Origin of the sequence: Dyadobacter jejuensis (assembly GCF_003149085.1) — a bacterium.
Taxonomy (GTDB): Bacteria; Bacteroidota; Bacteroidia; order Cytophagales; family Spirosomataceae; genus Dyadobacter; species Dyadobacter jejuensis.
On record NZ_QGDT01000010.1, the window covers coordinates 60,762 to 74,471 of the forward strand.

13 protein-coding genes are annotated in these 13,710 nt (G+C 45.1%); 5 read left to right on the plus strand and 8 right to left on the minus strand.

Annotation, left to right across the window (positions count from 1 at the left end):
* Window positions 1–6: 6 nt before the first annotated feature.
* The gene (locus CLV98_RS16960; protein WP_109676100.1) at window positions 7–1,029 is read left to right on the plus strand and encodes an aldo/keto reductase; all 1,023 of its coding nucleotides are present in this window, start codon (window positions 7–9) and stop codon (window positions 1,027–1,029) included.
* Window positions 1,030–1,089: 60 nt separating this feature from the next.
* On the opposite strand, the gene pyrE is transcribed toward CLV98_RS16960, so the two are convergent.
* On the minus strand, window positions 1,090–1,734 hold the full coding sequence (gene pyrE, locus CLV98_RS16965; RefSeq protein ID WP_109676333.1) for an orotate phosphoribosyltransferase: 645 nt from the start codon (window positions 1,732–1,734) through the stop codon (window positions 1,090–1,092).
* A 4-nt stretch (window positions 1,735–1,738) separates the two neighbouring features.
* Complete coding sequence (locus CLV98_RS16970) at window positions 1,739–3,040, minus strand: hemolysin family protein (protein WP_109676102.1); 1,302 nt, start codon at window positions 3,038–3,040, stop codon at window positions 1,739–1,741.
* 102 nt (window positions 3,041–3,142) lie between these two features.
* Here CLV98_RS16970 and CLV98_RS16975 point away from each other — a divergent pair, with 102 nt between their 5' ends.
* Window positions 3,143–3,853: an NUDIX hydrolase gene (locus CLV98_RS16975; RefSeq protein ID WP_109676104.1), complete on the plus strand. Its 711-nt coding sequence runs from the start codon at window positions 3,143–3,145 to the stop codon at window positions 3,851–3,853.
* Window positions 3,854–3,916: 63 nt separating this feature from the next.
* On the opposite strand, the gene coaD is transcribed toward CLV98_RS16975, so the two are convergent.
* The 4 genes from coaD to CLV98_RS16995 form a co-directional block, all read right to left on the minus strand.
* The gene (coaD, locus tag CLV98_RS16980) at window positions 3,917–4,399 is read right to left on the minus strand and encodes a pantetheine-phosphate adenylyltransferase (protein WP_109676106.1); all 483 of its coding nucleotides are present in this window, start codon (window positions 4,397–4,399) and stop codon (window positions 3,917–3,919) included.
* Between the two features lie 372 nt (window positions 4,400–4,771).
* Window positions 4,772–5,677 carry a DUF3822 family protein gene (locus CLV98_RS16985; protein WP_109676108.1) on the minus strand — a complete coding sequence of 302 codons (906 nt, stop codon included), beginning with the start codon at window positions 5,675–5,677 and terminating at the stop codon, window positions 4,772–4,774.
* A gap of 23 nt (window positions 5,678–5,700) precedes the next feature.
* Window positions 5,701–6,198 carry an NUDIX domain-containing protein gene (locus CLV98_RS16990; protein WP_109676109.1) on the minus strand — a complete coding sequence of 166 codons (498 nt, stop codon included), beginning with the start codon at window positions 6,196–6,198 and terminating at the stop codon, window positions 5,701–5,703.
* 70 nt (window positions 6,199–6,268) lie between these two features.
* Entirely contained in the window at window positions 6,269–6,706 is a 438-nt protein-coding gene (locus CLV98_RS16995; protein ID WP_109676111.1) for a CBS domain-containing protein, read from the minus strand.
* A 138-nt stretch (window positions 6,707–6,844) separates the two neighbouring features.
* On the opposite strand from CLV98_RS16995, the gene CLV98_RS17000 reads away from it, so the two are divergent.
* Window positions 6,845–8,272: an ATP-dependent DNA helicase gene (locus tag CLV98_RS17000; protein ID WP_109676335.1), complete on the plus strand. Its 1,428-nt coding sequence runs from the start codon at window positions 6,845–6,847 to the stop codon at window positions 8,270–8,272.
* 47 nt (window positions 8,273–8,319) lie between these two features.
* On the opposite strand, the gene CLV98_RS17005 is transcribed toward CLV98_RS17000, so the two are convergent.
* Window positions 8,320–9,273, minus strand: coding sequence for an L-threonylcarbamoyladenylate synthase (locus CLV98_RS17005; RefSeq protein WP_229203428.1), 954 nt, complete (start codon window positions 9,271–9,273; stop codon window positions 8,320–8,322).
* 243 nt (window positions 9,274–9,516) lie between these two features.
* Here CLV98_RS17005 and CLV98_RS17010 point away from each other — a divergent pair, with 243 nt between their 5' ends.
* The gene (locus tag CLV98_RS17010) at window positions 9,517–11,256 is read left to right on the plus strand and encodes a GMC family oxidoreductase (RefSeq protein WP_109676115.1); all 1,740 of its coding nucleotides are present in this window, start codon (window positions 9,517–9,519) and stop codon (window positions 11,254–11,256) included.
* A gap of 27 nt (window positions 11,257–11,283) precedes the next feature.
* Window positions 11,284–11,922 (plus strand): gluconate 2-dehydrogenase subunit 3 family protein, encoded by a 639-nt coding sequence (locus CLV98_RS17015; protein ID WP_109676117.1) that lies wholly within the window; start codon window positions 11,284–11,286, stop codon window positions 11,920–11,922.
* Between the two features lie 34 nt (window positions 11,923–11,956).
* On the opposite strand, the gene CLV98_RS17020 is transcribed toward CLV98_RS17015, so the two are convergent.
* On the minus strand, window positions 11,957–13,570 hold the full coding sequence (locus tag CLV98_RS17020; protein ID WP_109676119.1) for an ABC-F family ATP-binding cassette domain-containing protein: 1,614 nt from the start codon (window positions 13,568–13,570) through the stop codon (window positions 11,957–11,959).
* Window positions 13,571–13,710 lie beyond the last annotated feature (140 nt).

Below are 13,710 nucleotides of genomic sequence, written 5' to 3' on the forward strand. Positions count from 1 at the left end.
CAAATAATGCGTTATCAATTATTGGGCCGTTCCGGCCTTAGGGTTTCAGAAATATGTCTTGGAACAATGACCTTCGGAAAAGAATGGGGCTGGGGAGCCGACAAGCACGAAAGTTTCAAAATATTTGATGCATATGCACATGCGGGCGGTAATTTCATAGACACTGCCAATCGCTATACCGAAGGAAGTTCGGAAAAATACCTGGGTGAATTCATCGAAGCAGACCGCGACCATTGGGTGGTAGGCACCAAATTCACGCTTAAAGATCGTAATGGGGACCTGAATTTCGCTGGCAACCATCGTAAAAATATGTTTAGGTCGGTAACCAACAGTTTAAAACGACTCAATACCGATTATATCGATCTACTGTGGGTACATTTATGGGATAACACCACCCGCGTCGACGAAGTGCTCCGAGGCCTTGACGACCTCATTTCGAGGGGAATGGTGCATTATATTGGTATCTCGGACACTCCCGCCTGGATCGTATCACAGAGTAATGCCATCGCCGACCTGCGTGGATGGAATGCCTTTACGGCCATTCAATTCGAATATAGCCTATTGCAACGTACCCCCGAAAGAGACCTGCTACCCATGTCGAAGGCGTTAGATTTGGCAGTAACTCCCTGGGGAGCCATAGGTGGAGGTGCCTTAACGGGTAAATACTTAAGGGGCGAGAAGGGTCGTGTTCCTGACGACAGCACTAGGAGAAACGAAAAAAGTGGTAAAATCGCTCAAACCGTTGTGGACATAGCCGACGAAATGGGGGTGACACCGGCTCAGGTAGCCATCAATTGGACTCGCCACCGCAACCAGGTGATGATCCCGATTATTGGTGCCTCTCGTTCCACCCAAATCCAGGATTCGCTCGGGTGCTTGGACTTTACCCTGCCCGAAGAAATGATAAACCGACTCAACCTAGCCAGTGCGATAGAGCTAGGATTCCCTCATGAGTTCCTGAAGTCGGACGGTGTAAAAGAAGAAGCATTTGGAGGAATGTTCGAAAAATTGATCAATCACCGCCTTTAAACAAAAAACGGGGAGCCCACTATGAACTAGAAGGCTCCCCGATTCAAATCCGTTATCTGATTATTTTTTACCCCAAGTGGACGGTTGAAGGCGCCATTCGGACAGATAGGCCTCCTGTTGTTGGGTGATCCTACCTTGGCTTACCGCCTCTTCCATCAAGGCCGAATAGTTACTAAGTACTGTTAGGGATACATTTTTAGCGGCAAACTGTTCGGCTGCCACAGCAAAGCCATAGGTAAAAATAGCTACCATCCCGGCCACTTCTATTCCCTGAGCCCTTAAGGCATCCACTACTTTAAGGGAGCTCCCACCGGTTGAAATCAAATCTTCTACGACCAATACCGACTGCCCGGTTTCGATACGGCCCTCTATTTGGTTACCCATCCCGTGTTTCTTGGGTTCGGGACGTACATAAGCGAAAGGCAAGTTGAGCACATCGGCTACCAAGGCTCCCATAGCGATGCCTCCAGTAGCTACGCCTACGATGGTATCGACGTTAGGATACTGTTCCCGTACAATGTCTGAAAGTTTTTGTTTTAGATAGTCTCTGGTCTCGGGATAAGAAAGAGCTACCCGATTGTCACAGTATATGGGGGAGTTCCAACCCGAACTCCATACGAATGGGTTTTCGGGACTTAACTTGATTGCCTGGGCTTGAAGCAATAATGCTGCCACTTTACTCGAAACTTCCTTCTCCATTTCCATCATTTTAGTCTTCAGATTCTTCCTTTTTATTATTAATTACAATTAATTTATCAATTCGGCTACGATCCATGTCCACCACCTCAAATTCAAAATGCTTCCAAACAAACTTTTCACCCGTTACCGGGATGTTTTCGAGTACGTGGAGTACAAAGCCACCGAGGGTATTGAAACCTTCGAACTCTCTTTTTTCTTGTTCGGGAATGCTCATATTGAAATAATGCAGGAAGTCATCGAAGGGCAACTGTGCATCGACCAAGTAGGAACCATCGTCTCTTTTAACGATTTCGGCATCCTCTTCCACATCCTCCGAGATGTCGCCCACCAGCGCATCCATAATATCGTGCATGGTTACCGCCCCCAAGATCCCCCCGTATTCATCGACGATAACCCCGAAATAAACCCGTTTCTCCTTAAATTTCTCTAAAACCTGGTAAGCTCGGTTGCTTTCGGGTAGGTAAACCGGATCGCGCATAATAGACTCTAGGTCGCCCAGTTGTTGGTCGATATCTGTAGCAATCAGATCTTTAACATACACCAAGCCAAAGATTTCGTCAATCGACCCCTTCCCTACGGGATAAATCGAGTGCCGACTATCAAATATTTTTTCTTTGTTGACTGCCGCCGAATCTTCAGTATCAAGCCATACCAATTCCTGGCGGTTGGTCATTAAGGAAGTGACCCGTCTATCACCCAGTTGAAATACATTATGGACAATTTCCTGTTCAATTTCCTCAAATACGCCCCCACTGGTTCCCTCTTGCATGAGGCTTTTAATTTCCTCTTCAGTTACAGAATTTTCCGACTGCTTAATATTGAGTAAGCCAATAATAAGGTCACTGGAAAAGCTTAACAGGGCTATAAAAGGGGAAGTAAGCCTCGAAAGGATGTTCATGGGACGAGCCATAAATTTGGCTATCGCCTCAGGCTTAGACATGCCGATTCGCTTAGGCACCAATTCGCCCAATACCAGCGATAGATAAGTAATAAGCACCAATACCGCACCCACTGCAATGGTATGGCTATATTCCTTAAAGATATCGAACTGAGCAATAAATGCTTCAAAGTCAGAGGTAATGTTATCGCCACTGTACATACCCGTCAAAAGCCCTATAAGGGTGATACCGATTTGTACCGTAGACAAGAAACGATTGGGTGAATTGGCCAAACTTAGAGCGGCCAGGGCCGATGCATCTCCATGTTTGGCAGCAGATTCTAATTTCGACTTACGAGAAGAGACGAGGGCTATTTCGGACATGGAAAATATTCCATTCAAAATGACCAGAAATAATATAATTAGGAGTTCCAAAAACGATAAATTTATTCCAACAGCAAATTTATCAAATATTATGGCTGTCTAAACTAAACTCTTTACTTATTTTGCAATCTAGCTCACTGAAACAAACGAACCATGATCTTATTTTTTGACGACCGGCCTTGCAAAATTGTTCGTCCTAACCGTATTTCGGCTGAAGAGACGTCGCACTTCGACCATATCATCGATTTACGCCTTTCCAAATTCTCGAAGGAAATGCTGAGTGGCCATGTATTATTTTTAAATACGACTGGTTCTGTTGCCGTTCAAATTGTTCAAAGCCTTGAAACCACCGTCCCCGTCGAACTTCTATCGATTACCATGGCTACCAGGGAGAAATCAATTCTAGAAGACCGAATCAAAGGGCTCTATAAGGTGGTGAAGGCCGCTGGCGGGGTGGTCATGAAGGAAGATAAATGGCTATTTATGTACCGCCGTAAAAAATGGGACTTACCCAAAGGCAAACTGGATAAGTCCGAAAAGTCGAAGGCAGCCGCAGTAAGGGAGATCGAAGAGGAAACGGGGGTCAAGGCCGTCATTAAGGACAAACTTTGTACCACTTGGCATACCTACACCTTTAATGGGAATAGAATATTAAAGAAGACCAAATGGTACGTTTTGGATTGTGTGGATGACTCCACCATGGCTCCTCAAGTCGAGGAACAAATTGAAAAACTCGACTGGCTTACCCCGAAGGAAGCCAAGACCGTTCTCATCAACTCCTTTAGTTCCATCCGTTTTGTGATCAGCACCTTGACCAAAATCCAACAAAAGAATGAGCAAGGGATCTCCTACAATCCCGAATAACCTGGCTTGGCGACGAAGACGCCACCCCTCAAGTAGGTCGTAATCAATTAGTTTCTTCCAGGCTTAGACTTCTCTGTTGAGCTGATTGAGCTCAGAAAGTGAATAAGGAAGAAAATCATCGACACTCTGCCCGTACCGGTGTAAGTCCCTAATAATGCTAGAGCTAATGGGGGCTAGCTGGGGGGAGGTGATCAGAAAGACGGTCTCAATCTCTTCATAGACATACCGATTGACCTGAGAAATGCCATTTTCATATTCAAAATCGGTGGTATTTCTCAGGCCTCTAAGCAAAAAGCGGGCACCGAGCATACGGGCCGTATGAGCCGTAAGGTCGTCGTAGGAAATAACTTTTATATTAGGATAATCGCTAAATGTCCTTGCTATTAACTCCTTCATCACCTCCAAAGGAAAATACCTTTTCTTGGTGGAATTAGTCCCAATACCTATTACTATTTCGTCGAAAAAACGTAGACCCCTTAGTACAATATCTTCATGCCCTTTGGTGAATGGATCAAAAGAACCAGGAAACAATGCAATTTTTTTCATATTTAATACAATACCGATAGGGTTAAAAATTACTTTCCCCTAAATAAGCTCATTTATTTCAATTTTGAATCCATATATCACAAGAAAAACACCAAAATGGTGTCCATTCGGAGGTCGGAACTTCTCATGATTACGAAATAACTCGCTACCATTTAGAGCCTCTTCTAAAAATCAACCCATAAATAATATGCTATTTGTGGGCTATCATCGAAGTCGGCCACCTGTTGGTCTATTCCGAAACGGTTGGGTGCAGGATAGCTAAGGCTAGCTCGGTAAAATCAGCCCTGTTACGCATACTAGCGATGCAGGAAACAATGAGTAGTCATTACGATTTAAACAGATCCCAGAAATTTCAATGGCCTTTCAAAAGGCCTAGGACGATACCAGGAAGGTATTAAACAATCCAAAATAACGATGCCCCGGAATATCTCCGCAGTGCTTACTATACCTAAGGGTAGTAGGCCCTCGCCCCAGGCTTAGGTTAGAAAAGAAGCGCATCAATTCGGCCACCAACTCCGAATCCATGGATATTTCTCCATAACAGATAACACGCACTTCCTCTGAGGAAAGGTTGAGCTGATGTAGGGCAAACAATACAATATAGGCCAATTCAGAAGCATGTTCGAATCGATAGCGATTGCATAATACCAATCGGTTGGTATCTGTTACAATCATCGTAAAGTGATCGACCTCGAAGTATAAGGATACAATTTTGACCTCTTCATTTTCAGCATGACTTACCAAGGCACCGATAATCAGAGGGCTGGTAATATGATAAAAGCTAATATGAGAAGAACTGAAGTGATTGACGATCCAGTCGTACCACAGGTTAGGAACACAAAATACATTATGTGCATGCACCAGCGGCACTTCGTGATAAAGGACCTTATCGTCGGCCGATACGGGGGCGCCCATCGCGAAATGAAGGTAATTATGGATGCGATGTTCTTCGAAAAGAATGGAAGGAATCAGGCTAAATGCGCGGGAATTGATGGCAATACGGACATTAAGCCAGGAATTGGACGACCATAACAAATGCCCCTTAAAGATTCTTTTTAGTCTTTCAAAAACTTCCGTTTCAGTGAGTACTTTATCGAACCCATAGTCCTCTATCCATACGCATTCGAGGTTTTCATCTCGAACGATGCAAAACCGAATCCTTCTCTCGTCCACCTCAATACAGAGCGTACAAAATGGAATGGAATCTACATCAAAAGAACCATCTCCTGCGAGAAGGCTAGGAATAACCTCAATAATTTGATTTTCGGTGTGTGCCATTTTGCTCTAAAATAATAAAAAAATCAAGCTTCGGTACGAGGAATTAAACCCTTCCATTGGGCTACCTCATCTAAAGACTTAAATTTCCGCAGTACTACATGTTTGTTTGCATCTGGCATGGATTCCAAATGAGATGCCGGTACAAACATGACCTTTTTAATGATTTGCTGGTCCTTCTCCATTTCAGGATCTTGTCCTTTCACCAGTCGTCCGGCCCTAACCTTCACTTTGAAGAACAACTCAACGGCATGCAAGGGATGGTCCAAAAACTCCGAGACTGACAACAATTCCTCCACTTCAATATCCAGCCCCGTTTCTTCCAAAAACTCTCTTTTCAAAGCCTGCTCCATCTCTTCTCCAAAGTCGACTCCACCACCGGGTGGTGCCCAAAACAGGTTCTCTGGATGTGCTCCTTGCTGGTGCCCTACAAGAAGTATGGAATCGCTCTCTACCAAAACGCCACATACCCGAACCCGAATCCGGCCGCCATAATGTTGGTCGATATGTAGACTTCTATCCATTGGCCTCGGCGATTGATGAACGCAAAGATAGGCAACAACGCATCAGGAACAACATCACGGCGTAGAATCCTTAGAGGGGGCTTCCCGAAATATAGCTTTCCAAGGATTTAATATGGGCCTTTTGTTCTCTTATGATAGCCGACACAATATCGTTGATCGATATAATCCCTACAAGTTTCCCTTTGTCATTAACGGGCAAATGTCGAATATGCTTTTCAGACATGATTTGCATACATTCTTCAATTTTTTGGTCGATCTCCACGGTAATCACCTTGGAGGTCATGACCTCCCCCACTAGGGTATCGCGAGAGGCACGCCCCAGCAAGATCACCTTACGGGCATAGTCCCTTTCTGAAAATATACCTATTAATTTCTCACCTTCTAGGACCAAAACCGCCCCGATATTTTTGGTGGACATTAATTCCAAGGCTTCAAAAACGGTGTTACCAGCATGAATAGACCAAATAGCATCGATTGTCTTACCTTCAAGAATCTGAAATACTTGCATATCGCTATAAGTTAGTTTTATGTATAAATTGCATCCTAATATATTCATTTACAATCAAAAAATCCAACTTATTCCCGGTATATTTTCGCACCCTATATGGATTTTGAAATTATACCACACATTAGTAGTTTCGTCGCCATGGATCAAAATGAAAAACTCCCCTCCCACTTGTTGTCTAAACGGTTTCCTTTTCGCCCTACAGAGGGTCAATTGCGGTTTTTCAAACAAATGGACGAATTCTTGGTCGATATACCCGGCCTAGAAAGGTATCGTGATGGATTTATATTGAAAGGATATGCAGGGACCGGTAAAACGACCATTATCAGTACCTTGATCAAAATTTTAAAACAATTTGGTTATCAGTCGGTGTTACTGGCTCCCACGGGCCGGGCGGCCAAGGTGATGTCCAATTATTCTGAAAGGATAGCCCTCACCATCCATAAAAAAATATACAAACAAACTGCTGACTCCCACTCGGGGAATCTAGTGTTCCAGAGGCAAAAAAACTACCACAACGATACGCTATTCATTGTGGACGAAGCCTCTATGATAACCGATGAAGCGGATTATGGGAGCCATAGCTTACTCTCAGACCTGATTGAGTATGTTTACGAAAATCCGGGTAACAAGCTGATGCTGGTAGGCGACGTGGCCCAGCTACCACCCGTGGGGCATCAGCTTAGTCCTGCTTTGGACCAGGCTTATCTAGAAAGCAGCTATTACATGTCGGTCTATGAGGAGGAACTTCGGGAGGTGATGCGCCAAGATTTAGAGTCCGGCATCCTTTTTAACGCCACCAATCTTCGAAATGAATTGGCGGAAAGCCTTCCTCAAATCAAAATTCAAACCAAACCCTTCAAAGATCTATTCAGGATGACCGGTGAAAAACTGGAGGAAGGGCTTCGCTATGCTTATGATAAGTATGGCCAAGAAAACGTGATCATATTGACCCGCTCCAATAAGACCGCCGTTCAATACAACCAATATATCCGAAGGGCCATCCACTTCTCGGAGGAGGAGCTAGACGCCGGCGATAGATTGATGGTTGTCCGCAACAATTATAGCACGCTTTCAGAAGATTCCCCAGCTGGCTTTATTGCGAATGGAGATTTTGTGGAACTCCTTAAACTAAGAAACATAGAAGAGATGCATGGCGCCCGCTTCGCCGACGCTACCTTAAGGCTTACCGACTATGAAAAACAACCGCCTTTTGAAGCCAAAATCATGCTAGACACCCTTCATACCGCCAGCCCTTCGCTTTCCTCGGAAGAGAACCGTAAGCTTTATGACAGTGTTTCACAGGATTATGCGGACATAAAATCTAGAAAGGAGCGTATGGAGGCCCTAAGAAAAGACCCCTACCTCAACGCACTGCAAATTAAATTTGCTTATGCCCTAACCTGTCATAAAGCGCAAGGAGGGCAATGGAGCGCCGTATTTATAGATCAGGGTTATCTACCAGAAGAGCAAATCAATACCGAGTTTCTCAGGTGGCTCTACACAGCCATCACCAGGGCTACCGAAGAAGTATTCCTCATGAATTTTCATCCTCAATTCTATGAATAATGCCTACGCCCCCCTCCCCCTACCCGTTAGTATGTCGGGGGGCAGGACTAATGGGCAGCCGCACGCCGTAAACGATCGTTAATAGCCCTTCCCAGTCCTATTTCTGGCACCTCCTCAGCGAATATTTTAGCATAAGAGAGCTGATCTAATCTTCTCAAATAGGAAAACAAATTTCTGGCAGCCTCCTGCATATCCCCCGTAGGAGAGAGCAACAGCTGGTCGGACTCCGCTACGTCGGGCAAGTACCGATCGAAAAGCAAATAGCCAGTACTGACTGACTGATCCTGCGCTAATTGGCCTCTTTCCATCAGATAAAAAGGCTTTCTTGGGGCATAATGACTTTTTAACATGCCCGGTGCCTGAGGGTTGGAGCTGGAATGAGGAAATACCTTAACCGGACCCGCCACGCGCTCGATCTCCTCGATGGCGTAGCCCCCCAAACGGTACACGACGGGATTTCCATCTTCAAAACCTATAATGGTCGACTCAATTCCTATTTCAGCCTCTCCGCCATTCAGTATTAGCTCTATTTCACCACCAAGTTGCTGGTTGACATGCTCGGCCGTTGTGGGGCTTATATAACCGAAAGGATTGGCACTCGGGGCCGCCAAAGGATAGTCCAAAATGGCCAATAACTCCAAGGTCATTGGATGCTTGGGGATACGTATCGCTACGGTGTCCAGACCAGAAGTAACCAAATCGGGAATGAGCTCCGACTTGGGCAGTAGCAACGTCAACGGTCCTGGCCAGAACGCCTCCGCTAACTGCCTAGCCGCAAGGGGGATGGTACGCACCAACTCCTCTACCTTCTTCAACGTATGGGTATGAACGATCAGAGGATCGAAGGCCGGTCTTTTTTTAGTATCAAAAATTTTGAGCACTGCATCCACATCCAGGGCATTGCCTGCCAGTCCATAAACAGTCTCAGTGGGTATGGCCACCAGTTCGCCCCGATCCAGGACTTCCTTGGCGGCTTCAATGCTTTCAGTAATTGTAGCCACGTATATCATTTTACAAAACACAAAGGTAAGTAAATTCAAAATATCCTATTAAACCCATTGTCAGGAATCAGGATATTAGCTTCCTGATTTAAAGTATTTTTTTGATATTTAACAGAACAAAAGACAGTAATACATGCTTAGATTCATTTTAAATTAGCCGAAAAAAAAGCTATTTTTAAAATATTTACAAAAGACTATCCCTATATTTATTCAATATTCTATTTCTTAAATACATTTTTGGCTATGTTTCAAATAAAAGAACAACCGACCGTTTTTGACGTCTGCATTGTAGGCTCAGGAGCAGGCGGTGGAATGGCTGCATATCAACTGGCTAAAGCCGGAGCAAAGGTAGCATTGCTAGAAGCCGGTGGATATTTCGACCCTGCTGACCCTAAGTATATCAATCAACTCAAATGGCCTTGGGAGTCGCCAAGACGGGGAGCGGGCAACCACCGCCCCTTTGGTGATTTTGATGCCGCTTGGGGAGGCTGGGAAATTGATGGAGAACCATATACCCGTAAAAATGGCACCCAATTCGATTGGTTTCGCTCGAGGATGCTGGGTGGGCGTACCAACCACTGGGGGCGCATCTCCCTGCGTTTCGGCCCTAAGGACTTCAAAAGGAAGAGCATCGATGGACTAGGCGACGACTGGCCCATTGGTTACGATGATGTAAAACCATATTATGACCAGGTAGATAAGCTGATTGGGATATTTGGAACCGTTGAAAACCTGGACAACGAACCAGACGGTATTTACCTTCCACCGCCAGCGCCAAGGTTACACGAGATGTTTATTCAAAAGGCCGGAAAAAAAATCAATATCCCGGTTATTCCATCGCGTCTATCCATTTTGACCCAACCTATTAATGACGAACGAGGCGTTTGTTTTTATTGCCGGCAATGTAGCAGGGGCTGCCAGGCCTATGCCGACTTCTCCTCCTCCTCGGTATTGGTGATTCCTGCCCTAAAAACGGGGAATGTGACGTTGATCAATAATGCCATGGCCCGGGAAGTATTAACCGACCCTAAAACTGGACTAGCCACGGGAGTTTCGTATGTAGATCGGGAAAAACTTACTGAACATACTATTCTTGCTAAAACGGTTATTCTGGCGGCAAGTGCCGGTGAATCGGCAAGATTATTGCTCAATTCAAAATCTGATAAACACCCCAATGGCCTAGCCAACTCCAGCGGAGTAGTAGGACGTTACCTTCACGACTCTACAGGAGCCAACCGGAGTGCATTCCTTCCACATCTGATGGAAAGAAAACGATATAATGAAGACGGGGTTGGTAGCTTGCATGTATACACCCCTTGGTGGCTCGACAACAAAAAGCTAGATTTCCCTAGAGGTTACCATATCGAATATGGTGGTGGTATGGGTATGCCTAGCTATGGCTTTGGCTCTGGAATAGAAAGTCTTAATGGCAAATACCCCACCTCCGATGGCACCATGCGCCAAGCAGGCGGATACGGCGCCAGCCTCAAAGAAGACCACCGTCGCTTTTATGGTGCCCATGTTGGTATGGCGGGCCGAGGAGAGGCTGTCCCCAGTTATGACAACTACTGCGAGATAGACCCCAATACGGTCGACAAATTCGGGATACCTGTACTGAGGTTCAACTATAATTGGTCCGATTATGAGATCAAGCAGGCTAAGCATATGCAGGATACCTTCGAAGAAATAATTCATTCCTTAGGAGGGGTACCCAATGGTAGCAAACCGGACGCGAGCAATAATTATGGACTGGAAGCACCGGGACGGATTATCCATGAAGTAGGAACGGTACGTATGGGTAACGACCCAAAGACTTCCGCCTTAAATAAATTCTCTCAAGCCCACGACGCCAAAAACTTATTTGTAGTGGATGGCGGTTCATTTGTTTCGCAAGCGGACAAAAACCCTACCTGGACCATCCTGGCCCTGTCAATGAGGGCTTCCGACTATATTATCAATCAGGTGAAAACAAAAAAAATGTAATCACTCAGCCGTATAACAAGTAACAATATGAAACGTAGAGATTCGCTAAAAGCACTTACCTTTAGTTCACTTGGGTTGGCGTCGATTAACCCCCAGATGGCTCTGGCCGAGCAAAGGGAACAAGCCAGCGCAGTTGAAACAGGGAATGAGGAGATAGAAATTCCTGCAGGCCGTACCAAGGAGGAAGCCATTCGTGATGCCAAACTCATGAAGGAGACCTATTTGACGAAGGAAGAATTGGCAACAATTACCGTACTTTCCGATATCATCATCCCTGCCGACGATGTATCAGGGAGTGCCAGTAGTGCTGGAGTACCTGACTTTATAGCCTTTATCGTTAAGGATATGCCTCAGCACCAAGTACCTCTTCGAGGTGGACTTAAGTGGTTAGATATTGAATCGAACAAACGATTTAAAAAGAACTTTGTCAATCTAAGTCACGACCAAAGGATCAATATTGTCGACGACATTGCTTATCCCAGAAACGCCAAACCACAGTTTAGCCAAGGTGTCGCGTTTTTCACCCTCATGCGCAACCTGACGGCTTCGGGCTTCTACACTTCCAAAATTGGTATAGATGATATCGGGTACGTCGGGAACACCCCCAACATATGGACTGGCCCACCGGCAGAAGTTTTAGAACAATACAAAGAATACCTCCCATAAAAAAAGGAGCCCGCTTGGGCTCCTTTTTTTATTGTTAGTAAAGCTGCTTACGCTGCTCTTTTATATAATCGTCGTGTAGGTACTCATCGTAACTCATCAGTTTATCCAAAGCACCCTTAGGCCCTATTTCGATGATTCTGTTAGCCACCGTGTGCACAAACTGGTGATCATGGGAGTAAAATAACAGACAGCCTGTAAAATCGATCAAACCATTATTGAGTGCAGTAATCGATTCAAGATCCAAATGGTTGGTAGGATCGTCAAGAATCAATGCATTCGATCCCGAAAGCATCGTTCTAGAGAGCATACAACGTACTTTTTCTCCTCCAGAAAGAACTCCCGCTTTTTTAAGTGATTCCTCACCAGAGAACAACATCCGTCCCAAGAACCCTCTAATAAAACTCTCATCTTTTTCCTCGGAATACTGACGCAGCCAATCTACCAGATTAAGGTCCACGTCAAAGAAAGAGGTAGGATCCTTAGTAAAGTACGATTTGGTAATGGTAACTCCCCAATTATAAGTCCCTGTATCGGCCTTGGTTTCTTCATTCAAGACGTCGAACAAAGCACTCACTGCTAATACATTTTTGCTTATAAAAGCTATCTTATCCCCCTTGTTGACATTGAAGCTTAGGTTACGGAATAACACCGTTCCATCCTCAGCAGTCTTGGAGAGGCCATCTACATTTAGTATTTGATCGCCCACCTCACGGTCCGACTTAAAGGCGATGTAAGGGTATTTCCTAGAAGATGGCTTAATATCCTCTACGGTAAGCTTTTCAAGGAGTTTTTGGCGTGAGGTCGCCTGTTTCGATTTCGAAGCGTTGGCACTAAATCTACGAATAAATTCTTCAAGCTCCTTTTTCTTGTCTTCCGCCTTCTTATTGGCATCCTGGCGCTGCTTCAATGCCAATTGGCTCGATTCGTACCAGAAAGAGTAATTCCCCGAGAACATCTGAACCTTGCTGAAGTCGATATCGACCACATGGGTACATACTTCATCCAAGAAGTGCCTATCGTGAGACACTACAATGACGGTATTCTTAAAATCGGCCAGGAAGTTTTCTAGCCACAGCACCGTTTCAACATCTAGGTTGTTGGTAGGCTCATCTAGAAGTAGCACGTCTGGATTACCAAAAAGTGCCTGCGCCAATAAAACTCGAACTTTGTCGTTGGCGTTGAGCTCGGCCATCATCGTCGCGTGAAGCTCTTCTCCTAAGCCCAGGCCACTTAATAATTGGGCGGCTTCGGTCTCGGCGTCCCATCCATTGAGGTCGGCAAACTCCGCCTCTAACTCGGCCGCTTTCTCACCATCGGCATCGGTAAAGTCGGTCTTCTCATAGATGGCCTCACGCTCCTTCATGACCTTATAGAGCTTTTCATGGCCCAATATCACGGTATCCATCACTGAATACGCGTCAAACTCGAATTGATCTTGTTTCAAAAAAGTCAATCGTTCACCCGGATTCAAACTAACCAAGCCAGTTTGAGGCTCTATTTCTCCTGAAAGTATCTTTAGGAAGGTAGATTTTCCGGCTCCATTCGCCCCAATGACACCGTAACAGTTTCCGGGTACGAACTTAATATTCACTTCATCAAATAAAACCCTTTTACCGTATCGTAGCGACACGTTTTGTACCGTAAGCATTGTTTAATCTTTTTTTTATGAACGAAAGTGCAAAACTACACATTTCGAGATGAATATATAGAATATGACCTATTAAAACCGAAGGAATACTTCCAATGGCTGCTCCCCCAGTTAGCCGCCTTAAAGGCCCCAGTCGGCAG

Bases quoted from the DNA above. Each gene is read 5' to 3' on its own strand.
- CLV98_RS17020 (WP_109676119.1), bottom strand. From the start codon at position 13,570: ATGCTTACGGTACAAAACGTGTCGCTACGATACGGTAAAAGGGTTTTA.
- CLV98_RS16975 (WP_109676104.1), top strand. From the start codon at position 3,143: ATGATCTTATTTTTTGACGACCGGCCTTGCAAAATTGTTCGTCCTAAC.
- CLV98_RS16990 (WP_109676109.1), bottom strand. From the start codon at position 6,198: ATGGATAGAAGTCTACATATCGACCAACATTATGGCGGCCGGATTCGG.
- CLV98_RS17000 (WP_109676335.1), top strand. From the start codon at position 6,845: ATGGATCAAAATGAAAAACTCCCCTCCCACTTGTTGTCTAAACGGTTT.
- coaD (WP_109676106.1), bottom strand. From the start codon at position 4,399: ATGAAAAAAATTGCATTGTTTCCTGGTTCTTTTGATCCATTCACCAAA.
- CLV98_RS16995 (WP_109676111.1), bottom strand. From the start codon at position 6,706: ATGCAAGTATTTCAGATTCTTGAAGGTAAGACAATCGATGCTATTTGG.
- CLV98_RS16960 (WP_109676100.1), top strand. From the start codon at position 7: ATGCGTTATCAATTATTGGGCCGTTCCGGCCTTAGGGTTTCAGAAATA.
- CLV98_RS17015 (WP_109676117.1), top strand. From the start codon at position 11,284: ATGAAACGTAGAGATTCGCTAAAAGCACTTACCTTTAGTTCACTTGGG.
- pyrE (WP_109676333.1), bottom strand. From the start codon at position 1,734: ATGGAAATGGAGAAGGAAGTTTCGAGTAAAGTGGCAGCATTATTGCTT.
- CLV98_RS17010 (WP_109676115.1), top strand. From the start codon at position 9,517: ATGTTTCAAATAAAAGAACAACCGACCGTTTTTGACGTCTGCATTGTA.
- CLV98_RS16985 (WP_109676108.1), bottom strand. From the start codon at position 5,677: ATGGCACACACCGAAAATCAAATTATTGAGGTTATTCCTAGCCTTCTC.